The 25,185-nt window shown below is 77.9% G+C and carries 20 protein-coding genes; 14 read left to right on the top strand and 6 right to left on the bottom strand.

Annotation, left to right across the window (positions count from 1 at the left end; translation table 11 throughout):
- Positions 1–52: 52 nt before the first annotated feature.
- From ACRYM0_RS03235 to ACRYM0_RS03225, 3 genes are read right to left on the bottom strand one after another with little or no spacing between them, the layout of a single operon-like run.
- Positions 53–772, bottom strand: coding sequence for a monooxygenase (locus ACRYM0_RS03235; protein WP_432502072.1), 720 nt, complete (start codon positions 770–772; stop codon positions 53–55).
- A gap of 10 nt (positions 773–782) precedes the next feature.
- A complete protein-coding gene (locus tag ACRYM0_RS03230; protein ID WP_432502070.1) occupies positions 783–1,760 on the bottom strand; it encodes an alpha/beta fold hydrolase in 978 nt (325 codons plus the stop codon).
- Positions 1,757–2,347: an aminoacyl-tRNA deacylase gene (locus ACRYM0_RS03225; protein ID WP_432502069.1), complete on the bottom strand. Its 591-nt coding sequence runs from the start codon at positions 2,345–2,347 to the stop codon at positions 1,757–1,759. The genes ACRYM0_RS03230 and ACRYM0_RS03225 overlap by 4 nt, the downstream gene beginning before the upstream one ends.
- Positions 2,348–2,466: 119 nt before the next feature.
- Between ACRYM0_RS03225 and ACRYM0_RS03220 the strand changes: the two genes are divergently transcribed.
- The 6 genes from ACRYM0_RS03220 to ACRYM0_RS03195 all read left to right on the top strand — a co-directional run bounded on the left by ACRYM0_RS03220 (position 2,467) and on the right by ACRYM0_RS03195 (position 10,000).
- Positions 2,467–3,075, top strand: a complete 609-nt coding sequence (locus ACRYM0_RS03220; protein ID WP_432502101.1) for a DUF6504 family protein — start codon at positions 2,467–2,469, stop codon at positions 3,073–3,075.
- Between the two features lie 31 nt (positions 3,076–3,106).
- A complete protein-coding gene (locus ACRYM0_RS03215) occupies positions 3,107–3,565 on the top strand; it encodes an SAV_6107 family HEPN domain-containing protein (RefSeq protein ID WP_432502068.1) in 459 nt (152 codons plus the stop codon).
- Between the two features lie 84 nt (positions 3,566–3,649).
- Positions 3,650–7,372 carry a DNA polymerase III subunit alpha gene (locus ACRYM0_RS03210; RefSeq protein WP_432502066.1) on the top strand — a complete coding sequence of 1,241 codons (3,723 nt, stop codon included), beginning with the start codon at positions 3,650–3,652 and terminating at the stop codon, positions 7,370–7,372.
- A gap of 85 nt (positions 7,373–7,457) precedes the next feature.
- On the top strand, positions 7,458–8,198 hold the full coding sequence (locus tag ACRYM0_RS03205) for a methyltransferase domain-containing protein (RefSeq protein WP_432502065.1): 741 nt from the start codon (positions 7,458–7,460) through the stop codon (positions 8,196–8,198).
- Positions 8,199–8,231: 33 nt separating this feature from the next.
- Complete coding sequence (locus ACRYM0_RS03200; protein WP_432502063.1) at positions 8,232–9,536, top strand: DNA polymerase Y family protein; 1,305 nt, start codon at positions 8,232–8,234, stop codon at positions 9,534–9,536.
- Positions 9,537–9,604: 68 nt separating this feature from the next.
- A complete protein-coding gene (locus ACRYM0_RS03195; RefSeq protein WP_432502061.1) occupies positions 9,605–10,000 on the top strand; it encodes a DUF3040 domain-containing protein in 396 nt (131 codons plus the stop codon).
- Between the two features lie 172 nt (positions 10,001–10,172).
- Here the strand turns inward: ACRYM0_RS03195 and ACRYM0_RS03190 are convergent, their stop codons facing one another.
- The 3 genes from ACRYM0_RS03190 to ACRYM0_RS03180 are packed head-to-tail and all read right to left on the bottom strand — an operon-like array spanning position 10,173 to position 14,886.
- Positions 10,173–12,539: a transglutaminase family protein gene (locus tag ACRYM0_RS03190; protein WP_432502059.1), complete on the bottom strand. Its 2,367-nt coding sequence runs from the start codon at positions 12,537–12,539 to the stop codon at positions 10,173–10,175.
- Positions 12,536–13,870, bottom strand: a complete 1,335-nt coding sequence (locus ACRYM0_RS03185) for a DUF58 domain-containing protein (protein WP_432502057.1) — start codon at positions 13,868–13,870, stop codon at positions 12,536–12,538. The genes ACRYM0_RS03190 and ACRYM0_RS03185 overlap by 4 nt, the downstream gene beginning before the upstream one ends.
- Entirely contained in the window at positions 13,867–14,886 is a 1,020-nt protein-coding gene (locus ACRYM0_RS03180; RefSeq protein ID WP_432502055.1) for an AAA family ATPase, read from the bottom strand. Before ACRYM0_RS03180 ends, ACRYM0_RS03185 begins: the two co-directional genes overlap by 4 nt.
- A 313-nt stretch (positions 14,887–15,199) precedes the next feature.
- Between ACRYM0_RS03180 and mraZ the strand changes: the two genes are divergently transcribed.
- The 8 genes from mraZ (at position 15,200) to murD (ending at position 25,184) form a co-directional block, all read left to right on the top strand.
- Positions 15,200–15,631 carry a division/cell wall cluster transcriptional repressor MraZ gene (mraZ, locus tag ACRYM0_RS03175; RefSeq protein WP_432502053.1) on the top strand — a complete coding sequence of 144 codons (432 nt, stop codon included), beginning with the start codon at positions 15,200–15,202 and terminating at the stop codon, positions 15,629–15,631.
- Positions 15,632–15,862: 231 nt separating this feature from the next.
- On the top strand, positions 15,863–16,960 hold the full coding sequence (gene rsmH, locus ACRYM0_RS03170; protein WP_432502099.1) for a 16S rRNA (cytosine(1402)-N(4))-methyltransferase RsmH: 1,098 nt from the start codon (positions 15,863–15,865) through the stop codon (positions 16,958–16,960).
- Complete coding sequence (locus ACRYM0_RS03165) at positions 16,960–17,490, top strand: hypothetical protein (RefSeq protein ID WP_432502051.1); 531 nt, start codon at positions 16,960–16,962, stop codon at positions 17,488–17,490. The genes rsmH and ACRYM0_RS03165 overlap by 1 nt, the downstream gene beginning before the upstream one ends.
- A gap of 55 nt (positions 17,491–17,545) precedes the next feature.
- Positions 17,546–19,384, top strand: a complete 1,839-nt coding sequence (locus ACRYM0_RS03160) for a peptidoglycan D,D-transpeptidase FtsI family protein (RefSeq protein ID WP_432502049.1) — start codon at positions 17,546–17,548, stop codon at positions 19,382–19,384.
- A 124-nt stretch (positions 19,385–19,508) separates the two neighbouring features.
- Positions 19,509–21,047, top strand: a complete 1,539-nt coding sequence (locus tag ACRYM0_RS03155) for a UDP-N-acetylmuramoyl-L-alanyl-D-glutamate--2,6-diaminopimelate ligase (protein WP_432502047.1) — start codon at positions 19,509–19,511, stop codon at positions 21,045–21,047.
- Positions 21,044–22,477 (top strand): UDP-N-acetylmuramoyl-tripeptide--D-alanyl-D-alanine ligase, encoded by a 1,434-nt coding sequence (locus tag ACRYM0_RS03150; RefSeq protein ID WP_432502045.1) that lies wholly within the window; start codon positions 21,044–21,046, stop codon positions 22,475–22,477. The genes ACRYM0_RS03155 and ACRYM0_RS03150 overlap by 4 nt, the downstream gene beginning before the upstream one ends.
- The gene (gene mraY, locus ACRYM0_RS03145; protein WP_432502043.1) at positions 22,474–23,562 is read left to right on the top strand and encodes a phospho-N-acetylmuramoyl-pentapeptide-transferase; all 1,089 of its coding nucleotides are present in this window, start codon (positions 22,474–22,476) and stop codon (positions 23,560–23,562) included. Before ACRYM0_RS03150 ends, mraY begins: the two co-directional genes overlap by 4 nt.
- A complete protein-coding gene (gene murD / locus ACRYM0_RS03140) occupies positions 23,559–25,184 on the top strand; it encodes a UDP-N-acetylmuramoyl-L-alanine--D-glutamate ligase (protein ID WP_432502041.1) in 1,626 nt (541 codons plus the stop codon). The genes mraY and murD overlap by 4 nt, the downstream gene beginning before the upstream one ends.
- Position 25,185 lies beyond the last annotated feature (1 nt).

The raw sequence follows: 25,185 nt of genomic DNA, 5'->3' as shown, positions 1-25,185 counted from the left end.
TCTAGGGACGGGTGCGGACACCGCCCCCTCGGGGGAGCCGCCCGCCGCGCCCTCAGGGCGCCCGGCCGGCCAGCGTCCCGGTGACCGAGCGCACCGCGAACCGGGCGAACAGCTCCTCGGCGTACCAGCCCTCCGCGGGGGTGCGGTCCATCACGTCCACGTGCGCGGGGCGGCGGTGCGCGAACCCCCGCAGCGCCGCCGTGGACTCCCACAGCGAGAAGGTCCCCTGGTACCCCAGCGGGGCCTCGCCGACGCCCAGCGCGCAGCGCAGCCCCGCGACCCGGTGCAGCTCCGCCGACACCGGCGGCACCGCCCGCCAGAACGAGGCCGCCCGCAGCGGCCGCAGCCGCGCCCGGGTGATCGACGCCACCGGACCCTCGTGCGAGCGTGCCGCGCGCGGGTCCTCGCCCCCGAACGGCTCCCGCCCTCCCCAGCGGCCCCGGCTGGTCAGGGGCGTCATCTCCACCCGCAGGCGCTCGCGCGCCAGGCGCCGCCACGCCCGCACCGTCGTCGAGGACTCGAAGGCGAGCGCGTCCCGCTCGGAGGCCCACGCCACGAGCACCGCCCACCGCAGCGGGTCGGCGTCGCGCACGGTGAAGGTGCGCCCGTCGCCGGTGCCGAGCAGCTTGGCGAAGCGCGCGCCGGGCGCGCGGGCCAGCAGGGGGCGGTCCAGGGCCATCCGGGCCAGCGCACCGGGGACGGCGCGCGGGGCCACGCCCCACACGTCCAGGGTCACCAGGGCCGGGCGGTCCGCGGCGCGGGGGGTGGGCACCCGCGCGACGCTACGCGGGCCCGGCACCGCCCCCCGAGGCGGTCCGGTCGGCGCCCCCCTCGCGGGTGCGCTCAGCGCCCCGCTCAGCGCCCCGCTCAGCGCCCCGCCCGGCGGTGCGCACGTGCTCGCGCACCAGCTCCGCGACGTCGGCCGGGCGGTCCCACGCCGGCACGTGCCCGCAGCGGTCCCACTCCAGCCAGCGCGCGTGCGGCGGTGCGCTCGCGCGCAGCAGGTGCGAGGGCGGCAGCACCCGGTCGCGCCGCCCGGCCACGACCACGACCGGCACCCGCACGTCGGCCCCGCGCGTGAACGCGCCCGCGGCCAGGCCCGCGTCCGCCGCCGCGTACCCGGCGGCCGAGGCGACGGACAGCACCGCCTCCCGGGCCAGGGCGGCCGGAAGCTCGCGCGGTGCCGCGCTCGTGGCCGCGAACGCCAGGGTGCGCCCCCACCGGGTGGGCAGCGGGTCGAACGGCAGGTGCGGCGCGGCGTTCGCGTACCAGCGCGCGAAGCGCTGACCGGTGGGCAGCAGCGGCGGACGGCGGCGGGGGGAGGCCCACAGGCCCGCCGGCGCCAGGGCCACCACGCCGGCCACGGCCGGGCCCGGCGGCACCGGCCCCGGCAGGTCGTCGGGGTCGCGCGCACCGTCGGCGGCCGCGGCCTCCAGGCACACCCAGCCGCCCAGGGAGTGCCCCACCAGGTGCACCGCCGAGCCCTCCGCCGCGCGCAGCCGCACGGCCGCGCGGCGCAACCGCCGGCCCAGCTCGGCGGCGCGCATGGCCCCGGGTCCCTCGGCCGGGCCGGGGGGCGGGCTGTCCCCGTGGCCGGGCAGGTCGACGAGCAGCAGGCGGTGGTCGTGCGCCAGGGCGGGCGCCACCAGCGACCAGGTGCTCGCCGCGCCGCCGAGCCCGTGCACCAGCAGCACGCGGGGCGCGTCGGGGCCGGCGCTGCCCACCTCCCGGACGGCCAGGCCCTCCAGGAGGGCGCTCACCCGATCTCGACCGGGTGGGCGGCCGCCAGCCTCAGCAGCTCGTCGTAGCGGGTGCGGAACAGCGCGCGCGGGTGGCCGGCGGGCACCCACAGCACGGGGTGCACGGCCAGGGTCACGTCGACGTAGGTGGGCAACGGCTCGGCGAGCCCCACGGGTGAGGTGCACCCCGGCAGCGACCCGGTGCGCCGCACGGTCTCCACCTCGCCGACGGGGTGCAGTCGGGGCACGCCCAGGACCGCGGCGAGCACGGGGGGGAAGAGGTCGTGGGCGCCGGAGGCCAGCACCAGGACGAGCCGGTCGCCGGGGGCCCGCAGCAGGCTGCTGCGCGCGACGGCCGCCGGCGCCACGCCCAGGTGCCGGGCCACCTCGGCGCTCGTGCGCGCTCCCGCCGGCAGCCGCACCACCTGCCCGGTGGCGTCCAGGCCCGCCAGGGCGTGGGCGGTGGCCGCCACGGCCGGGTGCCCGTCGACGGGGTGCGCGTGCGGAGCGGGGCCCTCGGGGGGCGTGGGGGGGACGGGCGTGGAGGAGGTGGGCGCGGCGAGCAGACCGCCCGCGGCGGGGGCGCGACCGGCGGTCGTCCACCTCATGCACCCTCACGGTAGGGCCGTCGCGCCCCGGCGTCGCGCTGAGCCGGCGCGCCGGGGGAGCAGCAGGTCCCACCCGCCCGGCGGGCCTGTGGGCGACGGCTGTTCCGTTGACGCCGACGGTGGCCCGTGGTGTAGCTTCGAAGAGCGTTCGAACTCGTGTTCGAACGCCGTGGCCGCTCGGCGGCGCGGTCCGCGGGGAGGGGAAGCCCCGCGGACCGCGCCCCGGGTGCGCCGCGACGAGCCGCTTCCCCCGGCTCGCCCGCCGCGGCAGCCCCGCGGCGCCGGCTGGAGCAGGAGGGGGAAGAACGGTGCGACGGTTCTCGGACGAGGTGCACGTGCGGTGCGGGGCCCGCGGGGGTCCTCCCGGCGCCCCGGAGCAGGCCCCGGTGCAGTTCGTCTGGCGCGGCAGGCTCTACCTGGTGCACGCCGTGCTGGGGCGCTGGCGCGAGCGCAGCGCGTGGTGGGAGCAGCCCGCGGTGGCGGCCCTGCACGGCGAGGACCCCGGCGAGCGGGGGCCGGTGCGCCCACGCCCCCTCCTGGCCCTGGGCGACCTGGAGCGCGAGGTGTTCCGCGTGGAGGCCGCCGTGGGCCGGGCACCGGTGGGCGTCTACGACCTGGCGCACCCCGTGCCGGCGGGCACCGCGGCCCGCGGGGGAGCGGTCGTGTCGGAGGCGGCTGGTACTCAGGACGGTGACGGCGCGTGGCGGCTGCTGCGCGTCAGCGACTGACGTCCGGACACCACCGGAGAGGTGAACCGCGATGACCACCCCGAGGGCTTCTTCCCCCGGCGCCGCCCCCGAGGGTACCGCCGACCGCCCCCGCCCCCTGACCACCGCCGCGCTGGACCTGCTCGAACGGTGCGAGACCGAACTGCGCGCAGCGGCCGGCACGAGCGACCCTGCCCAGCGCTACGTCCACGCCCACCTGTCCGCCCTGCGCGCCGGTGCCGCGCTCGTCGCCGTGCACGGCCGGCCCACCGCCCCGCGGCGCAGCCAGCCGCGCAGCGTGTGGGAGATGCTGCCGCGCCTGGACCCCGACCTCGAGCAGTGGGCGCGGCGCTTCGCCGCCACCGCACCCCTGCGGGCCCGCGTGGAGGCCGGGCGCACCGGCGTCGTCGACGCCGCGGCGGCCGACTCCCTCCTGAGCGACGCGGTGGACTTCCACCGCGTCGTCGAGGCCCACCTCGGGCTCAGCCGGCTGCACCCGCTGGCCAGCTGAACCGCCCCGCTCCACCCGCCCGACCCGTCCCACCGCTGCTCCGTCCTTCCCCGCGGGCGCACCACCCGCCGGAAGGACCCCCGCGTGCCCAGCACCGCCCCCTTCACCCACCTGCACGTCGCCTCGGGCTTCTCCCTGCGCCACGGCGTGTCGTCCCCGGCCGAGCTGGTGGCCCGCGCCGCGGACCTCGGGATGAGCTCCCTGGCCCTCACCGACCGCGACGGCCTGTACGGCGCCGTGAAGTTCGTGCGGGCCTGCACCGCGGCCGGGGTGGCACCCGTGCTCGGCGTCGACCTCGCCACCGCACCCACCGGGCTGGCCACCGGCCTGCCCCCGTGGGCCGACCCCTCCACCGGCTCCCCCGGTGGGCCCGCCCGGGGCCCGGACCGCCCCCGCCGCGCCCCGGTGCGCGGGGGCGCCGCCGTGGACCCCCGCCTGCCGCGCGCCACCGTGCTCGCCCTGGGGGTGGGCGGCGGGCTGGGCCGCGCCGCCGGCGCCGGGGACGGGTGGGCGGCCCTGTGCGCTCTGGTCAGCGCCGCCCACCTCGCGGGGCCGCGGGGCCGGCCGGTCGCCGGCGTGGAGCTGGTCTCCCGGCACGCCGCCGCACCCGCGCAGGGCGCGGCGCTCGCGGTGCTCCTCGGCCCGTCCTCCGAGGTCGGCCGGGCGGTGCTGGCCCGCCGCGACGACCTGGCGCGGGCGGTGCTGCGCCGCTGGCGGGCGGCGCTGCCGGAGGGGTGCCTGCACGTGGAGGTGCTCTACCACGACGGTCCGCCGGGGACCCCCGGCAGCCTGGAGCACGCCGCGCGGCTGCTGGCGCTGGCGCACGCCGAGCGGCTGCCCGCCGTGCTCACCGCGGCCGTGCGCCACGCCACCCCGCAGGGAGCGGTCACGGCCGACCTGCTCGACGCCGTGCGCCGGCTCGTGCCGCTGGGCACCCGGCACCTCGACCGCGTCAGCACCCGGGGCCACCTCGTGGACGGCGACGGCATGGCCCGCACCGCCGAGCGGGTGGCGCGCGCGGCGGGCGGCGGCGACCGGCTCGCCCGGGAGCTGCTGTCCGCCACCGCGGCGCTGGCCGAGCGTGCCCGCCTGGACCCGGCGGCCGACCTGGGCGCCGGTGCGCACCACCTGCCCGACCTCGCCGCGCTGCGGCTGCCGGCGGGCACCGACCCCGACGCCGTGCTGCGGGCGCGCTGCGCGGCGGGCGTGAGCCGCTGCTACCCCGGTGCCGGCGAGCGGCACCTGGCCGCGGTGCACCACCGCCTGGACGCGGAGCTGAGCACCGTCGCGCAGGTGGGCTTCGCGAGCTACTTCCTCACCGTCGCCGACGTGTGCGACCTCACCCGGTCCCTGGGCGTGCGCGTGGCCGCCCGCGGTTCCGGCGCCGGCAGCCTCGTCAACCACCTGCTGGGGATCTCCGGCGTCGACCCCCTGGCGCACGGGCTGCTGGTGGAGCGCTTCCTCAACGCCCGCCGCGGGCAGCTGCCCGACATCGACCTGGACGTGGAGGCCGCCCGCCGGGAGGAGGTGTGCGCCGCGGTGCTGGAGCGATTCGGCGGCGAGCGCGTCACCTGCCTGTCCAGCGTGGGCACCTACCGGGTGCGCCACGCCGTGCGGGCCGTGGGCGCGGCGCTGGGCCTGCCGCCCGCCGAGGTCGACGCCGTGGCCACCGCCTTCCCGCACGTGCGGGCCGGCGAGGCCCGCGCCGCCGCCGCCGAGCTGCCCGAGCTGCGACGCGGCGGCCTGGGCGCCGAGCACCTGGACGTCCTCTTCGACCTCGTCGAGCGCCTGGACGGCCTGCCCCGGCAGGTGTCGCTGCACCCCTGCGGCATCGTCCTGTCCGGGCCCGGCCTGCTGCGGCGCACCCCCGTGGAGACCAGTTCCCGGGGGTTCCCGATGAGCCAGTTCGACAAGGACGACGTGGAGGACCTGGGGCTGCTCAAGCTCGACGTGCTGGGGATCCGCCTGCAGTCGGCGATGGCCCACGCGGTGCGGGAGGTGGCGCGCGTGGAGGGCGAGGTGCTCGACCTCGACGACCGCGCGCAGGTCCCGCTCGACGACCCGGCGACGTTCCGCCTGGTGCGCTCCACCCGGACCCTGGGCTGCTTCCAGATCGAGTCGCCCGGTCAGCGCGAGCTCATCGGCAGGTTCGGGCCGGAGACCTTCGCCGACCTGGTGGTCGACATCTCCCTGTTCCGCCCCGGGCCGGTGCAGTCGGACATGGTCACCCCGTTCCTGCGCGCCCGGCAGGGGTGGTCGCCCGCGGACGTCCTCGACGAGCGGCTGCGCCCGGTCCTGGAGCAGACGCACGGCGTCGTCGTCTTCCACGAGCAGGTGATCGAGATCCTCAGCGCCACCACGGGCGACGACCGCGCCCTAGCGGACGAGCACCGCCGCCGGCTGGGCACCTGCGAGGGCCAGGAGGAGCTCGAGCCGCGCTTCCGGCGCCGCGCGCTGCAGCGCGGCTACGCCCCGGAGGTGGTCGAGCAGATCTGGCGGGTGCTGCGGGCGTTCGCCTCCTTCGGGTTCTGCAAGGCCCACGCGGCCGCCTTCGCGCTGCCGACCTACCAGTCGGCGTGGCTGAAGACCCACCACCCCGCGGCGTTCCTCGCCGGGGTCCTCACCCACGACCCCGGCATGTACCCCAAGCGGCTCCTGCTGGCCGACGCGCGCACCCTGGGGGTGCAGGTCCTGGGCGTGGACGTCGACGCCTCGGGGGACACCTACCGCGTCGAGCGGGTCGAGCCCGTCCCCGGGGCGGGACCGGCCCGTGACCCCGGCGGGCTGGGGGCGGGGGTGGCCGACGGCACCGGGTACGGCGTGCGGCTGCCGCTGACCGAGGTGCGCGGCGCCTCCGCCGACGAGGTCGCCCGCATCGTCGCCGGGCAGCCCTACCGCTCCCTGTCGGACCTGTGGCAGCGGGCCCGCCCCTCGCGGCCGGTCGCCGAGCACCTCGTGCTCGCCGGTGCCCTGGACCGGCTGCACGGCACCGGCGGTGCCGGCGGTGCCGGCGGTGCCGGCCGGCGGAACCGCACCACGCGCCGGGACCTGCTGCTGCAGGTCGCCGAGCTGGAGCGCGCCGGGCGCCGCCGCAGCGGCGCGGCGGTCGCGGGGCAGCTGGCCCTGGACCTGGGCGACGGCCCCGAGGACCTGCCCGCCACCGGCCTGCCGGAGGTGGGCGGGGCCGAGCGCGTGCGCGACGAGCTGGAGGTCCTGGGGCTGGACGTCAGCGCCCACGTCCTGGCCTCGTACCTGCCGCTCCTGCGGGCCCTGGGCGTCACCCCGGCGCGCGACCTGCTGCGCCGGCGCAGCGGTTCGCAGCTGCTCGTGGCGGGGGCGAAGGTGGCCACCCAGACCCCGCCGGTGCGCTCGGGGCGGCGGGTGGTGTTCCTGACCCTCGACGACCCCACGGGCCCGGCCGACGCCGCGTTCTTCGAGGACGCGCTGGAGCCGTGGGCCGTGACGGTCTTCTCGTCCTGGTTGCTGCTGGTGCGCGGGGTGCTGCGGCGCACGGGCCCGCGGGGGGTGTCGCTGCGCGCCACCGGGGCGTGGGAGCTGACCGGCCTGTGGCGGGAGTGGCGCGCGGGCGGCGGGGTGCTGCCCCCCGCGCTGCCGCCCGCGCCGGCGGGCGGCGCGGCCCCGCCGCCGCGTGCGGGGCGCGTCCTGGTGCACCCCAGCGGGTTCCGGCACTCCCCGTACGCCGACCTGCGCCCGCCCGGTCACGACGTGCGCGACACCCGCGCCGCCGCCCGCGCGGGCGGTGCCCGCGGGCCCCGGCACGCCGGCCCGGGGGGCCCGGGGTGCTGAGCGGCGCCGCGCCGCGGGTGGCGCCGCGGCCGGCGGCTCCCCGGTGTCTAGGGTGGGGCCCGTCCGCGAGCGCTGGGAGGAACGCGTGGCGAAGGAACGGGGCCGTCCCCGCACGTCGACCGTCCTCTGGGACGGGGTGCAGCGCCTGCTCGCCGAGGCCGGCGACGACGCCGGCGCCGCGCGCTCGGTGGTCGACCTCGGCGGCGGCACCGGCGGCCTGGCCGTGCGGGTCGCCGCGCTGGGCCACCGGGTGGTGGTCGTGGACCCCTCCCCGGACGCCCTGGCGGCGCTGGAGCGGCGCACCGCCGAGGCCGGCCTGTCCGACAGGGTCCGCTCCGTGCAGGGCGACGCGGCCGAGCTGTCGAGCCTGCTGCCGGCGGGCAGCGCCGACGTCCTGCTGTGCCACGGGGTGCTGGAGGTCGTGGACGACCCCGCCGCCGCGCTGCGGGCGGCGCACGCGACCCTGCGCCCGGGTGGGCGCCTCAGCCTGCTGGTGGCGCAGTGGCCGGCCACGGTCCTGGCGCGGGTGCTCGCGGGGCAGTTGCCGCAGGCCCTGCACGCCCTGTCCGACGCCGGGCACCGCTGGGGCGGCACCGACCCGCTGCGCCGGCGCTTCGACCGGGCGTCGGCGACGGAGCTGGCCGAGGCGGCCGGCTTCACCGTCACCGAGGTGGAGGGCACCCGCACGTTCAGCGAGATGGTGCCGGCCACCTGCGCGGAGGCCGAGGACGGCGCCGCGCTGCTGCGGGAGCTGGAGGCGCGAGCGGCGCGCTCGCCGGAGCTGCTGGCGCTGGCCGGGCACCTGCACCTGCACGCCCGCCGCTGAGACCGCCGCCCGGCGCACCGCCGGGCGGGGCCGGTGAGCCCGGCGCCGGTCCCGTCCCCGGACGAGGCCGGGTGCGCGGTGCTGCACGTCGCGGTGGACGACTTCCGCGTGAGCGTGCAGCTGCGGCGGCGCCCGGAGCTGGCCGGCACCCCCGTCGTCGTCGCCGGCGGGCGCGGCGTGGTGGTGTGCGCCACCCCGCAGGCGCGCCGGCACGGCCTGCACCCGGGGGTGCCGCTGAGCAGGGCGCGGCGGCTGTGCCCGGACCTCACCGTGCTCGCCGCCGACGAGGCCGAGCACGCCCGCGCGTGGGCGGGCGTCCTGGAGGTCCTGCGCTCCCTGACCCCCGTGGTCGAGCCGCTCGGCCCGGGGGCGGCCTTCCTCGACGTCTCCGGGGCGGTGCGCCGCCTGGGCGGCCCGGTGCGCACCGGGCGCCTGGTGCGCGACGCGGTGGCCGACGAGCAGGGCTTGACCTGCTCGGTGGGGGCCGGCGCGACCAAGCTCGTCGCCGCGCTGGCGTGCGCCGCGGCCGCCCCCGACGGGTTCGTCCTGGTCGGGCCCGCCCGGACGGTGGCGTTCCTGCACGCCCTGCCGGTCGGGGCGCTGCCGGGGGTGGGCCCCGGCACCGCCCGGGTGCTGGAGCGGCTGGGCCTGCGCACGGTGGCCGACCTCGCGCACGCACCGGCGACCACGCTGGCCCGGGCGCTGGGGGACGGTCCGGGCCGGCGCCTGCACGCCCTGGCCTGGGGGCGCGACGAGCGGGTGGTGGTGCCGGCCGCGGTGCGCGCCACCGGCTCGGAGCGGACCTTCACCCGTGACGTCGACGACCCCCGCGTCGTGCACCGGGAGCTGCTGCGGGTGGCCGCGCGGGCGGCGGCACGGGCGCGGGCCGCCGGGGTGGCGGGCCGCACCGTGGTGCTGAGGGTCCGCTTCGCGGACTCCACCGCGCTCACCCGTTCCCGCACGCTGCCCGAGCGCACGGACGTCACCCGGCTCGTGCACGCCACGGCCCGCGACCTCCTCGACGGGCTGGGCCTGCAGCGGGCCCGGCTGCGGGGGGTCGGGGTGCGCCTGGAGGGCCTGGCGCCCGCCGCGGGGCAGCCGCACCAGCTGCGGCTGGGGGAGCGGGGGCGCGGCTGGCGGGAGGCCGACGGCGCGGTGGACCGGGCCGGCGCCCGCTTCGGTGCCGGCAGTGTGAGACCGGCCACGTTGCTGGAGCCCGCGCGGGGCGACTCGCCGTGGCGTGGAACTCCGCTCGGGGCCCCGAGCGTTGGAGCGCTGCAGGAGTGGGAGCCCCCGGGCGCGCTACCCGGCGGCTCTGAGTGGTGGACCATGTGCTAGCCCGAGTTTCGCCAACCGTCCGCGGGACTTATCCTCAACAGACAACGTGCGCACGCCAGGAGGTACAGGTGCCGCTCTCGGAACATGAGCAGCGTCTGCTCGAGCAGATGGAACGTGCGCTGTCCGCGGACGATCCCAAGTTCGCCAACGCCATGCGGGGTTCCCGCCACGGTCGCGCCGCTCGCCGGCGCCTCGTCATCGGCGTCGCAGCCGTCGTGGCCGGACTCGTGCTCCTCGTCGCCGGGGTCAGCACGAGCCAGATCTGGCTGGGGGCGGGCGGTTTCATCGTCATGCTCGCCGGCGCGATCTGGGCGTTCTCGCCGGCGCGGGGAACGGGGGGCCCCGTCGACGGGCAGCCCGGTGCCGCCCCGCCGCGACCGGCCCGGCCCGGCCGGGCCCGGCGCAGCGGGTCCTTCATGAACCGGATGGAACAGCGCTGGGACCGCCGTCGCGGCCAGTGGTGACCGCCCGGCTCCGCGAGGTCCGGGGCCTGCGCTGACGGATCCCGTCGTCCTGCGCTGACGGGCCCCGCTCAGCGGGCACCCCGCCCCACCCGGTGGTGATGAGGGGCCCGCACGCCGTCGTGGCGTGCGGGCCCCTCGCCGTGCGAGGCTCCGCTCCCGTGCCGCCGGTGGGTCAGTCGCGCTCCCACCAGGCCAGGACCGCGCGCACCCCGGCCCCGGGGAACCACCGGGCTCGCCAGCGCACCAGCAGTGGCCGGCGTGCTGCCAGCGCCTCCACCACCTCGTCCACCTGGGCGCGCACCACCCGCCGCCCCCGCGTGCCGGCCGCGGCCGGGCGCTGCAGGAGCGCGGTGCTCCCCGGTCGCACCGCGTCGCCACCGGCAGCGCCGTCCGGGGCTCCTGCCGGGGCTGCCGCGCGGTGCCCGAAGCGCGCTCCCTCCACCGCGCGCCGCAGCGCGGTGAGCTGTTCGCGGGCGCCCGCGGGCAGTTCGGCGGCCGTCTCGACCAGCGCCGCGCACGAGCGCGGCGTCGCGGAGGGGGGCCAGTGCACGCCGAGGTCGCCGACCCGGTCCTCCAGGTCCGCCCACGCGGCCTCCGCCGAGGAGGGGCCGTCGTGCGCGCCGGTCCAGCGGCGCCGGGTCAGCAGCGTCGCCGAGGTCCACGGCGCCAGCAGAGCCAGCAGCGCCAGCAGAGCGCCGACGATCCACCCCCACGGCAGCGCGGCGACGCGCTGCCAGCCCGTCAGCGGACCGGTCGCCGCCTGCGCGGCGGCACCTGCGGTGGCCGTGCTGGTGGTCGCGCTCGGCGCGGCCGCAGCGGGGGCGGACGCGGACGGCACCGCGGCGCCGGTCGCCGGTGCGGCGGCCTGGACGCTGGGCACCGAGTAGGCGGGGGACTGCCCCGTGCGGGTGGCGGGGGTGGGTTCGAACCGCACCCAGCCCACCCCCTCGAAGTACAGCTCCGGCCAGGCGTGGGCGTCCTGGGCGCTGATCCGCCAGCTCCCGGTCGTGGACTCCTCCCCGGGCAGGAAGCCGATCGCCACGCGCGCGGGGATGTCCAGCGAGCGGGCCATGACCGCCATCGCGGAGGCGAACTGCACGCAGAAACCCGACTTGTCGCGCAGGAAGGCCGCCACGGCGTCGGAGCCGCCGTCGTTGGGCGCGGTGGTCGAGTAGGTGAAGCCACCGGTGGAGCGGAAGTAGCGCTGCAGCGCCGCGGCCCGCTCGTAGTCGTCGGACGACTCGGCCGTGACCTCCAGCGCCGCGTCCCGCACCGTCTGCGGCAGCGAGTCGGGAAGAGCGGTGTAGCGCTCGCGGACGTCCTCCGGGGCCTGGCCCGCGCCGCGCAGCTGGTTCTCGGTGGGGTCGACCTCCAGGTGCTGCACGACGTAGTCGCGCCCGCGCGTGGTCTCCCCGTCCCCGACGACGTTGAGGGTGCCCTCCTCGTAGAGCCACTCCCCGGCGATCTCCACCCGCACCGCGGGGTAGGGCAGCGGCAGGTACGTCTGGTCCAGCCCGCGCACGGAGATGGACGTGCGGTGCTCGACCGCCTGCGCGCGCACCTCCGGCGACAGCCCCGGCGGCTCGCTCAGGCCGTCCTGGACGCGCTGGCTGCGGGCGATGTCGGCTCCCGTGCCGGGTGCCCACGTCTCGCCGTCGAAGACGTCCGCGGTGACGATGCGCAGCGGTGCGGGGTCCTCCTGATCGGTGGTGTAGGTGAGGATCGTCGTGTCCGAACGCGCTCCCAGGCTGGCCTTGAGGTTCAGGATCGGGTTGATCACGGCGATGGTGTCGCCGGTGCCGGTGTCCAGGGTCAGCGGGCGCTCGTCCAGGCCCGGGACGGCCGCGGGCACGGCCAGCGCGAGCGCCAGCGAACCGGCCGCCAGGGCGCCGGCCGTCGCGCCCGTGCGGTCGCCGGTGCGCCGGCGGGCCGGCTGGGCGGCGGGGCGTCGCCGGCGGGCCGGGGCGGGCCAGCGGGGGTCGGGCCGCCCGGTGGCCAGCAGCACCAGGTACGGCACGGCGGTGGCGACGAGGGCCAGCGCGCTGGAGCCGCCGGGCACCAGGCACAGCGCCACGGCCAGCGGGGCGGCCAGCGGCACGCCGGCCAGGGCCGGGCGCCGCAGGGTCACGGCGAGCACGTCGACGGCCAGGGCGAGCAGGCCCGCCCCGCCGACCAGCAGCAGCCGCAACCCCCTCAGGTCCGCGGCCGGGACGCTGTAGCGCTGCACGACCTGCACGCCGTCGCCGAACAGCTGCGCGAAGCGGGTGGCGGTGGCCGCGGTGGGCAGCACGCCCAGGACGGTGGTGGCGCCGCCGAACAGGACGACCAGGGCCAGCACCAGCACCAGCACCTGCAGCACGACCGCGACCCCCCGCCGGTGCAGCAGGGCCCGCACCAGCAGGCCGGTGCCGGTCACGGCCAGGACCACCCCGAGGGCTCCCACGAGCCAGCCGGAGGAGACCACCAGGGGGCGCAGGGACAGCACGGCCGCCGCGGAGGCGACCCCCGCCCAGCAGGCGGTGCGGGCGCTGCGGGTCACGGTCGTCCTCCTGTCGCGGTGGCACCGGCCGGTGCCGGGGGTGCGCTCGGTGCCGGGGTGCCGCGTGCGGCGCTCGCCCACGCCTGCGCCACGCCGGTGGCGGGGGTGGCCACGGCCGTGCGCCAGCCGGCCCGGGCCAGCACCAGGTGCGCGCGCCGCAGCGCCGCGCCGGCCGGGGCGTCCTCGTCCGGCGTCGCGCCGGACTGCCACAGCCGCGTGCGCTGGAGCACCGCCAGCGCCGGGACGCCGGGGGGCCGCGCGCTGATCAGGGGTTGCACGTCCGCCTCGTCGACCTCCCCGAGGAACGCCACCAGCACCGCGGGCCCCGAGCGCCCCAGCGCGGTCAGCGAACGGGCCAGGCCGTCGTCGGCCCCGGGGCGCACCCGGGCCAGCTCCCGCAGCAGGGGACGCACCGCGGAGGCCTCGTCGGTGCCGGGCGCCTCCTGCAGGCGCCCGGCGTGCAGCAACCGCACCCGGTGGCCGCGCCCGTGCAGGTGCACCGCGGCCGAGGCGGCGGCGCTGACCGCCCACTCCAGCGAGGAGGCCGCGCCGCGGCCGTGGTGGGCACCGGCCCGGTCGTCCAGGAGCAGCACCGCGTCGGGGCGGCCGGGGTGCTCGTCCGCGCGCACCATGACCTCGCCGCGCCGGGCCGTGGAGCGCCAGTGCACGCGCCGCAGGTCGTCGCCCACCCGGTAGGTGCGGATGGCGGCGTCGTCGGGGGAGGTCGCGGCGGCGGTGCCCACCGACGGGCCCCGCGAGCCGCCGAGGTCGCCCAGCGGCACGTCGGCCAACCGGTGCACGCGGGGCAGCACGTCCAGCGCGGTCGCCTCCCCGACGGTGCGGGACGCCACGACGAGGCCGAAGGGGTCGCGCGCCCGCACGGTGGCGGGGCCGACGCGGTAGCTGCCGCGCACGTCCGACCCGACCGTGTGCTGGAGCTCGAGGGTCTCGCCGTCGGCCAGGCGGGGCACCGCCACCCGCGCGGTGCCGCCCAGGGCCAGCGGGACCGCGTCCTCCAGGACGACGCGGCCGGCGGCCCGGCCCCGCCCGAGCACTGTCAGCCGCACCGGGGCGCTCGCCCCCGCCTCGACGAGGCCGGGGGTAGACCTCGACACGAGGTCGAGGGTTCGGCTGGAGCGGTGCGCCACCAGTGCGGCGAACACCGACAGGGCCGTCAGCAGCACGCCGACGCGCAGCAGGTCGCGCTGCCCGAGCGCGGGAGCCGTCCCGGCGGCCAGCAGGCCGGTGAGCAGCAGGGCCCAGCCGCGGGCGGTGGGGCGCAGGCGGGGCGCCGATCCCCCGGGGCGGTCCGGGCGCGGGGGACCGCTCACCGCGGCGAGGGCAGCGCGGTCGTGCGCAGGACGTCGGAGACCACGTCGGCCCCCTGGCGCCCGGCCAGCTGCGCGTCGGCCGTCAGCAGCAGCCGGTGCGCCACCACGGGCACGGCGAGGGCCTGGACGTCGTCGGGGAGCACGTGGTCGCGGCCCTCCATCGCCGCCCGGGCCCGCGCGGTGCGCAGCAGGTGCAGGGCCGCGCGCGGGGAGGCGCCCAGGCGCAGGTCGGGGTGCGCCCGTGTGCGGCGCACCAGGTCGACGACGTACTGCTTGAGGACCTCGGCGGCGTGGACGCCGCGCACCGCCGCGGTCAGCCGGCGCACCTCCTCCACGCCGACGACCGGCACGAGGTCGTCCAGCGGCTCGGCCCCGCCGTGCTCGGACAGCATCGTCAGCTCGGCCGCCGCCGAGGGGTACCCCATGGAGATGCGGGCGGTGAAGCGGTCGCGCTGGGCCTCGGGGAGCGGGTAGGTGCCGTCCATCTCCACGGGGTTCTGGGTGGCGAAGACGACGAAGGGCCGGTCCAGGGGCCAGGTGGTGCCGTCGACGGTCACCTGGCCCTCCTCCATGCACTCCAGCAGCGCCGACTGCGTCTTGGGCGAGGCGCGGTTGATCTCGTCGCCGATGACGACGTTCGCGAAGACGGCGCCGGGGCGGAACTCGAAGGCGCCGCGCTCCTGGTTCCACACGCTGGACCCGGTGACGTCGCTGGGCAGCAGGTCGGGGGTGAACTGGATGCGGCGCACGGTGCCGTCGATGGCGCGGGCGAGCGTCTTGGCCAGCATGGTCTTGCCGACGCCCGGGACGTCCTCGACGAGCAGGTGCCCGCCGCTGAACAGCACCGTCAGCGCCAGCCGCACCGTCTCGTCCTTGCCCTGGACGACGCGTTCCACGGTGCGGGCGAGCGCGTCGGTCGTGGCGGCCAACTGCTCCAGCGCGGCGGGCAGGTCGTCGGGCTGCACCGCCAGCGGGTCCCCGGGGTGGTTGCCGGCGGGTGCGCTCGTGGTCGTCACGTGGCCTCGTCTCCTCCAGGGGGCGCGGGGGCGCCGCGCTCCGGTCCGTCGCGCGCAGCCTCGCCGTCGCGACCTCCTCCACTGTGCCTCACGCGACGGGGTGCGCGCCGCCCGGACGGTGGTGGCGGGGGTCGGGCGCCGGGGAGGGGGTGCTCAGCCGCTCCACCGCACCCCACCGCCCTGACCTGCGACGATGCGCCGGCTGTGCGATCACTGCGCGTCGTTCGACGTTGACCGTGGAGGAAAGTGGAGTACGGTGGAGGGGAGCGGCTCAGCAGGGGTCGCTCGGGACCGTCCGTCGGGGGTTGCGGCTGTGTTCCTGGGCACCTACACCCCCCGCCTGGACGACAAGGGGCGGCTGATCCTCCCGGCCAAGTACCGGGACCAGCTCTCCGACGGACTGGTGATCACCAAGGGGCAGGAGCGCTGCCTCTACCTCTTCCCCATGCAGGAGTTCGAGCGGATGCACGAGGAGCTGCGGCGGGCGCCGCTGACCCGCAAGGAGGCCCGCGACTACCTGCGGGTGTTCCTCTCGGGTGCCTCGGACGAGGTGCCCGACAAGCAGGGTCGCTTCACCGTTCCGCCGATGCTGCGCGCCTACGCCGGGCTCGAGCGCGACCTCGCCGTCACGGGCGTCGGGTCCCGGGTGGAGATCTGGGACCTGCCCACGTGGGAGGCCTACCTGGCCGGCGCCGAGCCGGCCTTCTCCGACCAGCGCGAGGAGGTCCTGCCCGGGGTCGTGTGACCCCGGTTCCCGGCACGCGCCGGGAGCGACCGCCGACCGCGGCCCCCAGCCGCTCCGGAGCGGTCCTGACGCCTCTTCCCCGGCGCCAGGCACGTGAACCGCGAGCGGATGGGGACCACGGCCGACGGTGGACGACGGCGACACCGGCCCGCGGGCCGGTGGGGGAGCGAGGTGGGACCGGTGACCGAGGACGCGCAGGCCGCTGCGGTCGCGGCCCGCCACGCCTCGGTGATGCTCCGGCGCTGCACGGAACTGCTCTCACCCGCGCTGCGGGAACCCGGTGCCGTCACCGTCGACGCCACCCTGGGCATGGGCGGGCACGCGGCCGAACTGCTGCAGCAGCACCCCGGGTTGCGCCTGGTCGGCATCGACCGCGACCCCCAGGCGCTGGAACTCGCCGGCCGTCGACTGGCGGGTTTCGGCGAGCGCGTCACCCTCGTCCACGCCGTCCACGACGCCCTGCCCGACGTCCTCGACGACCTGGGCCTGCGCACGGTCGACGCGGTGTTCTTCGACCTCGGCGTCTCCTCCCTGCAGCTGGACGAGGTGGAGCGGGGTTTCTCCTACTCCCGCGACGCCCCGCTGGACATGCGCATGGACCCCGGCGCGCCGGTCACCGCCGCGGACGTCCTGAACACCTACTCCCAGGGCGAACTCGTCCGCGTCCTGCGCGAGTACGGCGAGGAGCGGTTCGCGCCGCGCATCGCCGCGGCCGTGGTGCGCGAGCGCGCGTCGGAACCCTTCACCACCTCCGCCCGGCTGGTGGACCTGGTGCGCGCCAACGTTCCCGCCGCCACCCGGCGCACCGGTGGGAACCCGGCCAAGCGCACGTTCCAGGCCCTGCGCATCGAGGTGAACGACGAACTGCGCGTCGTGGAGCGGGCGCTGCCCGCCGCGTTCGAGCGCCTCGCCGACGACGGCAGGCTGGCCGTCCTGACGTTCCACTCCCTCGAGGACCGCATCGCCAAGAACGCCCTGCGGCGGCTGACCGAGAGTTCCGCCCCCCCGGACCTGCCGTTCGTGCCGGCCGGTGCGGGCCCGCGCGCGCAACTGCTCACCCGCGGTGGTGAAGCGGCCGGGGAGGACGAGCTGGCGGTCAACCCCCGCGCCGCGTCGGCGCGCCTCCGTGCGGTGCGCCGGCTGCCCGGCGAGGATCGGGGGCGGCAGCAGCGGGACTCCCCGGGGCGGCCGGTTCGTCACCACCGCGAAACCCGCCGTCCGCCCGAGGCCGGCGGTCCCCGCGGCCGATCGGGCCGCACCGGACGCGGAACTCCCGGGGGTTCCGCACCCAGCACCACGCACGGCACGAACGACGGAAGGACCCGGTGATGAGCCAGCCCCTGATCGCGGCCCGGAAGGCTCCGGTCCGCGCTCGCGAGGCGCGCCCGGACACCGGGAGCAGGCCGGAGCTGCAGGTGGTGGTCCCGCCCGCCGTCCGGCGCCTGCGGCTGCCGCTGCCCGTGGCGTGCGTCGTGCTGCTGAGCCTGGGCCTGTTCGGCCTGCTGATGACGAACATCGCCATCGCCGGTGACGCGTACCGCGTCACCGACCTGCGGGTGACCTCCGAGCGGCTGGCCGACCAGCAGCAGGCCGCGCAGGAGGCGCTGGCCGCGCAGTCCGCGCCCCAGGCGCTGGCCAGCCGGGCGGCCGAGCTCGGGATGGTCCCCGCGCCCGCTCCCGTGCACCTGACGGCCGACGGCGCGGTGGGCACGCCCACCGCCGCCCCCACCCCGACGCAGGAACCCTCTGCGCAGGAACCCTCCGCGCAGGCCTCGCAGGCGCCCGCCGACGGCGCGGCCAGCCCTGACGAGACCGCCGGGGCGGCGTCCCCCGAGGCGTCGGCCGACACCGCCCGCTGATCCCCCCGGCGCCGGGCCCGACGGGCCCGGCGCGTCAGACCCGAGAGGCCGCCCCGTGCCCCGACCGCCCGCCGCCCGCCGCCCGGCCGCGCCCGACGTCCGCCCGGACCGCCGGCTGCGCGCGTTCGTCATCACGGTCCTGGTCGCGCTCAGCCTGCTCGCCGGGCGGCTGGTCCAGCTGCAGGGCGCGGACGCCGCCGAGCTCGCCCAGGCGGCGCTGGACCAGCGCGTGCACACCAGCACCCTGTACGCCCAGCGCGGCGACGTGGTCGACGCGAACGGCGTGGTGCTGGCCACCTCCGTGGAGCGCCGCGACGTGGTCGCCGACCCCTCGATCATCGCGAGCTACAACACCCGCAGCGACGGCACGGCCCGGGACGGTTCGCTGCCGCAGGGCGCCGCGGGCGCCGCGCGCGAACTCGCCCCGATCCTCGGCGTGGACGAGGCCGCGCTGACCACCACGCTCACCGGTTCCGGCCCCGAGGACCGCTACGCGCTGGTCGCCGTGGGCATCACCCCCGAGCTGTGGCAGCGGGTCTCCGACGCCGACGTCGCCGGCGTCACCTCCGAGCGCACCTCGCAGCGCATCTACCCCAGCGGCAGCGCCGCCTCCACGCTCGTGGGCGTCCTGGGGACCGCCGAGACCGAGGACGGCAAGACCCTCGACCGCCCGCTGTCCGGGCTGGAGTACGCCGAGAACGAGCTGCTGGAGGGCGTCGACGGCGAGGTGCGCTACGAGCGCAGCCTGGGCGGTCAGGAGATCCCGCTCGGCGAGACCGAGACCACCGAGCCGGTGGACGGCACCTCCCTGCACCTGACGATCGACTCGGACCTGCAGTGGAAGGCCGCCAGCGCCATCGCCGCGCAGGTGGAGGCCACCGGGGCGGAGTCCGGAACGGTCGTCGTCATGGACGCGCAGCAGCGCCTGCTGGCCCTGGCGAGCTCGCCCAGCATCGACCCGGCGGACCTGACCGACTTCACCAACGAGGAGCTGAACAACACCGCCCTCACCGAGTCCTTCGAACCCGGTTCGACGGCGAAGGTCATCACCATGGCCGCGGCGCTGGAGGAGGGCACCTCCACGGCCGCCAGCGAGTTCACGGTGCCCGACGAGCTGAAGCGCTCCACGAAGGTGTTCCACGACTCGCACGAGCACGAGGACCAGCAGCTCACGCTCGCGGGGATCCTCGCGGAGTCCAGCAACACCGGCACCATCCTGGCCGGGGAGGAGCTCGACGCGCAGACGCTGTACGACTACCAGCGCGCGTTCGGGCTGGGCGAGGAGAGCGGCATGGACTTCCCCGGTGAGACCGGCGGCATCCTGGCCACTCCGGAGGAGTACTCCGGCACGCAGCGGTACACCGTGATGTTCGGGCAGGGCATGTCCGTGAACGCCGTGCAGGCGGCGTCGGTGTTCGCGACCGTCGCGAACGACGGGGTGCGCGTGCAGCCCTCGCTCATCGCCGGGACGTCCGACCCCGACGGCAACTACCGGGCCGCCGACGCTCCGGCCGGTTCCCGCGTCCTCAGCTCGCAGACCGCGAAGACGTTGCGGGACATGATGCAGGCCGTCGTCAGCGAGGAGGGCACGGCCGCGGCCGCCGACATCCCCGGCTACCTGGTGGCCGGCAAGACGGGTACCGCGCAGCGCTACGACATCGACTGCGGGTGCTACCGCGGGTACACCGCCTCGTTCATCGGCATGGCGCCGGCCGACGACCCGCAACTCGTCGTCGCCGTGATCCTGCAGGACCCCAAGACGAACTACTACGGCGGTTCCGCCGCCGGCCCGGTGTTCAAGGACGTCATGAGCTACGCGCTGCAGCAGCGCCGGATCGCCCCGTCCACCGCCGCCCCCGCCGGCCTGGCGCTGACGTGGGGTGCCGGGGAGTGAACCGCCGGCGGCAACACGCCCCCCGTGCGGTGCGGGGGGCGCTGCCGGGGGCGGGTAACCTCCCAGCGTGCCGATGACCGACCGGCCGGGCGGAAACGCTCGACGGCCCCTGACCCTCGCGGACGTGGCGGCAACCCTCGGCACCGCCCTGGACGTCCCCGGCGGTGCCGGCGGTGCGGCCGCCGCGGCGCGGCCGGTGACCGGCGCCACCCTGGACTCGCGCCGGGTCTCGCCGGGCGACCTGTACGCGGCCCTGCCGGGGGCGAACGTCCACGGTGCGCGGTTCTGCGCGCAGGCGGCCGCGGCCGGTGCCGTCGCCGTCCTCACCGACGCGGCCGGTGCGGCGGACGCCGCCGCCGCGGGCCTGCCGGTGCTCGTCGTGGACGACCCCCGCGCGGTGCTGGGCGACCTCGCCGCCCACGTGCACGGCCGGCCGGGCGAGCAGCTCGTGACGGTGGGGGTGACCGGCACCAACGGCAAGACCACCACCGCGTACCTCTTCGAGGCGCTGATGCGCCGCGCCGGCTGGGTCACCGGCCTGCTGGGCACCGTCGAGACGCGCGTGGCCGGTGAGCGCGTCGGCAGCGTGCGCACCACGCCCGAGGCCCCCGACCTGCACGCGCTGCTGGCCCGCATGGTGGGCGCGGGCGTGCGCGGCTGCGCGCTGGAGGTCTCCAGCCACGCCCTCGCCCAGCACCGCGTGGACGGCCTCGTCCTGGACGTGGCGGTGTTCACCAACCTCAGCCAGGACCACCTGGACTTCCACGGCTCCATGGAGGCGTACTTCGCCGCCAAGGCGCGCCTGTTCACGCCTGAGCACGCCCGGCACGGCGTGGTCGCGGTGGACGGGGAGTGGGGGCGGCGGCTCGTGGACGAGGCGCGCGTGCCGGTCACCACCGTGCGCACCGACGGCGCCGCCGACCCGCGGGCGGACTGGGCGGTGCGCGACGCGCGCCCCGGCCGCGACGGCAGCTCCTTCCGCCTCGTGGGCGCCGACGGCGCGCAGCTGGCGCTGACCTGCCCGCTGCCGGGGGACTTCAACGTCGCCAACGCCGCGCTGGCCGCCGTGGCGGCGCTGCGCGCGGGGCTGGACGCCGAGCAGGTGCGGTGCGGCCTGGCCGCCGCCGAGGGGGTGCCCGGGCGCCTGGAGCGGGTCTCCACCGGGCGGGCCGGCGAGCCGCTCGTCGTTGTCGACTACGCGCACACCCCGGACGCGATCGAGCGGGTGCTGGCCGCCCTGCGCCCCCTGACCGCCGGCCGGCTGGCCGTGGTCCTGGGGGCCGGCGGCGACCGCGACCGCTCCAAGCGCCCGCTCATGGGTGCCGCGGCGGCCCGCGGCGCCGACGTCGTCGTCGTCACGGACGACAACCCCCGCTCCGAGGTGCCCGGGGACGTGCGGGCCGCGGTCCTGGCGGGCACGGCGCAGGGCGGGGCGGAGGTCCTGGAGGTCCCGGACCGCCGCGAGGCCGTGGCCGTGGCCCTGGCGCGCTGCCCGGGCGCCGGCGACACCGTCCTGCTGGCCGGCAAGGGGCACGAGACGGGTCAGGAGACCGCCGGGGTCGTCGTGCCGTTCGACGACCGCGTCGTGGCGGCCGAGGAGCTGCGCCGGCGGGCCGGGGAGCCCGAGCGCACGAGCACGAGTTCAGCTGGAGGTGTGTCGTGATCGCGCTGACCGCGGCGGAGGTGGCGCAGCTGGCCGGTGGCCGGCTCACCGCCGGTGCCGCGAGCACCCGGGTGGACGGGCCGGTGGTGGTGGACTCTCGCCGGGCCGCGCCCGGGGCGCTCTTCGTGGCGCTGCCCGGTGCCCGCGTCGACGGGGCCGAGCACGCCGCGGCGGCCGTGGCCGCCGGGGCCGTGCTGGTCCTCGCCCAGCGCGCCGTGGACGTGCCCGACGGCACCGCCGTGGTCCTCGTCGAGGACGGCGTGGCGGCGCTGGGGCGGCTCGCCGCCGGGGCGCTGGAGCGGCTGCGCGCCGGCGGGTCCGGCCCGCGGGTGGTGGGGGTGACCGGCTCGGCCGGCAAGACGACCACCAAGGACCTGCTCGCTGCCGTGCTGGCGCCGCTGGGCCCGGTCGTCGCCCCGGAGGGCAGCTTCAACAACGAGATCGGCGTCCCGCTGACGGTGCTGCGCGCCGACGCCGGCACGGCCGCGCTCGTGGTGGAGATGGGCGCGCGCGGCGCCGGGCACATCGCCGCCCTGTGCCGCACCGCCCGCCCGTCCACCGGTGCCGTGCTCAACGTGGGCACCGCGCACGCCGGGGAGTTCGGCTCCCTGGAGGCCACCGCCGCCGCCAAGGGCGAGCTGGTGGAGGCGCTGCCCGCCGACGGCCTCGCCGTGCTCAACGCCGACGACCCGCGCGTGGCGGCGATGGCCGCCCGCACCGCCGCGCGGGTGCTGACCTTCGGGCAGGGCCCGGACGCCGACGTGCGCGCGCTGGACGTGGGCGTCGACGAGCTGGCCCGACCCGTCTTCATCCTCGCCGCCCACGGGCGCACCGCGCAGGTCCGGCTGCGCCTGCACGGCGAGCACCAGGTGCCCAACGCGCTGGCCGCCGCGGCGGTCGCCCTGGGCTTGGGCGTGGACCTGCCGGACGTCGCCGCCGCCCTGTCGGCCGCCGAGGCCGCCAGCGCCGGGCGGATGCAGGTCGTGCAGCGCCCCGACGGCGTGACCGTCGTGCACGACGCCTACAACGCCAACCCCGACTCGGTGCGCGCCGCCCTGAAGGCCCTGGTGGGCATGGCGGGCGGGCGGCGCACCTGGGCGGTGCTGGGGGAGATGCTCGAGCTGGGCGCCTCCTCGCGCGACGAGCACGACGCCGTGGGGCGCACCGCGGTGCGCCTGGACGTCTCGCAGCTGCTCGTCGTGGGTGCCGGTGCCCGGCCGGTCTACACCGGCGCGGTCATGGAGGGCTCCTGGGGCGAGGAGGCCGCCTTCGCCGACGACGTCGAGGCCGCGCACCGGTTCCTCGACGAGCACCTGCGCCCCGGCGACGTGGTCCTGGTCAAGGCCTCCCACGGCGCCGGGCTGGGCGCGCTGGCCGAGGCGCTGATCGCCGGTGGCCGTGCGGCCGGCGCGGCGGGGGAGGGCGCGTGAGGGCCGTCCTCGTGGCGGGGGCCGTGTCCCTCGTCGTGGCGCTGTTCGGCACGCCGCTGTACATCCGCTGGCTGGTGCGCCGCGGCTACGGGCAGTTCGTCCGCGATGACGGCCCCACCAGCCACCACACCAAGCGCGGCACCCCCACGATGGGCGGCGCCGTCATCATCCTGGGCGCGCTGCTGGCCTACGGCGCCGCGCACCTGTTCACCGGGACCCCGGTGACGGCCTCCGGCCTGCTGGTGCTGCTGCTGATGACGGGGCTGGGCGTCGTCGGGTTCCTCGACGACTTCCTGAAGATCTCCCGCAAGCAGAGCCTGGGGCTGCGCGCGCGCTCCAAGCTCGTCGGGCAGGGGCTCGTCGGCGTCGCGTTCGCGGTGCTGGCGCTGCAGTTCCCCGACGAGGACGGCCTCAGGCCGGCCTCGATGCACGTCTCGTTCCTGCGCGACGTCGACTTCCTGGACCTGGCGTTCGGCGGCGCCGCCCTCGGCACGGTGCTGTTCGTGCTGTGGGCGCTGTTCATCACCTCGGCCATCAGCAACGGCGTGAACCTCACCGACGGCCTGGACGGCCTGGCCACCGGCGCCACGACGCTGGTGCTGGCCGCGTACGTGCTCATCTGCACGTTCCAGTCGAACCAGAACTGCAACACGCTCACGGAGTTCGAGGCGCGCTGCTACGAGGTGCGCGACCCGCGGGACCTCGCCGTGGTCGCCGCCGCCGTCATGGGCGCCTGCTTCGGGTTCCTGTGGTGGAACGCGTCCCCGGCGAAGATCTTCATGGGCGACACCGGCTCGCTCGCCCTGGGCGGCGCGCTCGCCGGCCTGGCGATCCTCTCGCGCACCCAGCTGCTGCTGGTCGTGCTGGGCGGGTTGTTCGTCATCATCACGCTGTCGGTGGTCATCCAGGTCGGCTCGTTCAAGACGACCGGCAAGCGGGTGTTCCGCATGGCGCCGCTGCAGCACCACTTCGAGCTCGCCGGGTGGGGCGAGGTCACCATCGTCATCAGGTTCTGGATCATCGCGGGGTTGTTCGTGTCGCTGGGTCTGGGCGTCTTCTACGCGCAGTGGGTGGTGGGCGCGTGAGCGCCGCGCCGAACGTCCTGGACGGGTGGCTGGGCAACCCCTCGCCGCGCGCCGCCGACACCGACCGGGTGCGCGCGCTGCGGCACGCCGGCTCGGGGTGGGGGCGGTTGCGGGTCCTCGTCGCGGGGATCGGGACGTCCGGCTTCGCGGCCGCGGACGCGCTGCTGGAGGCCGGTGCCGAGGTGGTCGTCGTGGACGCCGGCACCGGCGAGGCCCAGCGCGAGCGCGGTGCGCTGCTGGAGGTGCTGGGGGCCGAGGTGCGCTTGGGCGCCGAGCACGTGCAGGGCCCGCCGCGGCCCTGGGGCGCCTTCGACCTCGTCGTCACCTCGCCCGGCTGGCGCCCGGAGGCACCGCTGCTGGTGGGCGCGGCCCTGGCCGGGGTCCCGGTGTGGGGGGAGGTGGAGCTGGGCTGGCGGATGCGCCCGGACCCCGCCTCGGGCGCGCTCGTGGCGCCGTGGCTGACCCTGACCGGGACCAACGGCAAGACGACCACCGTGGAGCTGACCGCGTCGATCCTGCGGGCGGCGGGCCTGCGCGCCGCCGCCGCGGGCAACGTGGGCACCCCGCTCGTGGAGGCGCTGCGCCACCCGGACGCGTACGAGGTCCTCGCGGTGGAGCTGTCCAGCTACCAGCTGCACTGGCTGTCCACGGACACCACCGCCTCGCTGCGCCCGCTGGCCAGCGCGGTCCTCAACGTCGCCCCCGACCACCTGGACTGGCACGGGTCGATGGACGCCTACGCCCGCGCCAAGGGGCGGGTGTACGAGAACACCGAGGTCGCCTGCGTCTACGACGTCGCCGACCCGCGCACCGAGGAGCTCGTGCGCGAGGCCGACGTCGTCGAGGGCGCCCGGGCGATCGGGTTCACCCTGCAGGCGCCGCGCCCGGGGATGCTCGGCGTGGTGCAGGACGTGCTGGCCGACCGCGCGTTCGTGGAGCAGCGGCGCACCAGCGCCGCGGAGCTGTGCTCCTTCGCGGACCTGACCGGCGGGGACCCGGCCGCGCCCGTCGCCCCGCACGCGGTGCGCAACGTGCTGGCCGCCGCCGCGCTGGCCCGCGCGCACGGGGTGCCGCAGGTGGCCGTGCGCGACGGCGTGCGCTCCTTCACCCCCGCTCCGCACCGGGTGCAGACCGTCGCCGAGTCCGGCGGCGTGCGCTGGGTGGACGACTCCAAGGCCACGAACGCGCACGCCGCCGAGGCCTCGCTGCGCGCCTTCGAGCCCGTCGTGTGGATCGCCGGCGGGCTGGCCAAGGGCGCCCGCTTCGAGGAGCTCGTCGAGCGCACCGGTTCCCGGCTGCGCGCGGCGGTCCTGCTCGGCGCGGACCGGGCGGTGGTGCGCGAGGCGCTGGCCCGACACGCCCCCGACGTCCCCGTGGTGGAGGTCGACCTCGCCCAGACTGGCGCGGTGCCGCCCACCCCGACCTCCAGCGCCGCGGAGCGCGAGGCCTCCGCCGCCGCCGTCATGGACGCCGTCGTCGAGCGCGCCGCCGCCCTGGCCCGCCCCGGCGACACGGTCCTGCTGGCCCCGGCGTGCGCCTCGATGGACCAGTTCACCTCCTACGCCCACCGCGGCGACGCGTTCGCCGCGGCGGTGCGCCGCCTGACCGGGCGGGAGGGCTGAG

This window comes from Kineococcus arenarius subsp. arenarius, from assembly GCF_050871845.1.
In the GTDB taxonomy this organism is placed as follows: domain Bacteria; phylum Actinomycetota; class Actinomycetes; order Actinomycetales; family Kineococcaceae; genus Kineococcus.
Note: the sequence above shows the minus strand (reverse complement) of the source record. Positions and strands in the feature narration are given on the sequence as shown.

Coding starts and splice junctions, on each gene's coding strand:
- ACRYM0_RS03225 (WP_432502069.1), bottom strand. CDS start 2,347: ATGAGGTGGACGACCGCCGGTCGCGCCCCCGCCGCGGGCGGTCTGCTC.
- ACRYM0_RS03215 (WP_432502068.1), top strand. CDS start 3,107: ATGACCACCCCGAGGGCTTCTTCCCCCGGCGCCGCCCCCGAGGGTACC.
- rsmH (WP_432502099.1), top strand. CDS start 15,863: ATGCTCCGGCGCTGCACGGAACTGCTCTCACCCGCGCTGCGGGAACCC.
- ACRYM0_RS03165 (WP_432502051.1), top strand. CDS start 16,960: ATGAGCCAGCCCCTGATCGCGGCCCGGAAGGCTCCGGTCCGCGCTCGC.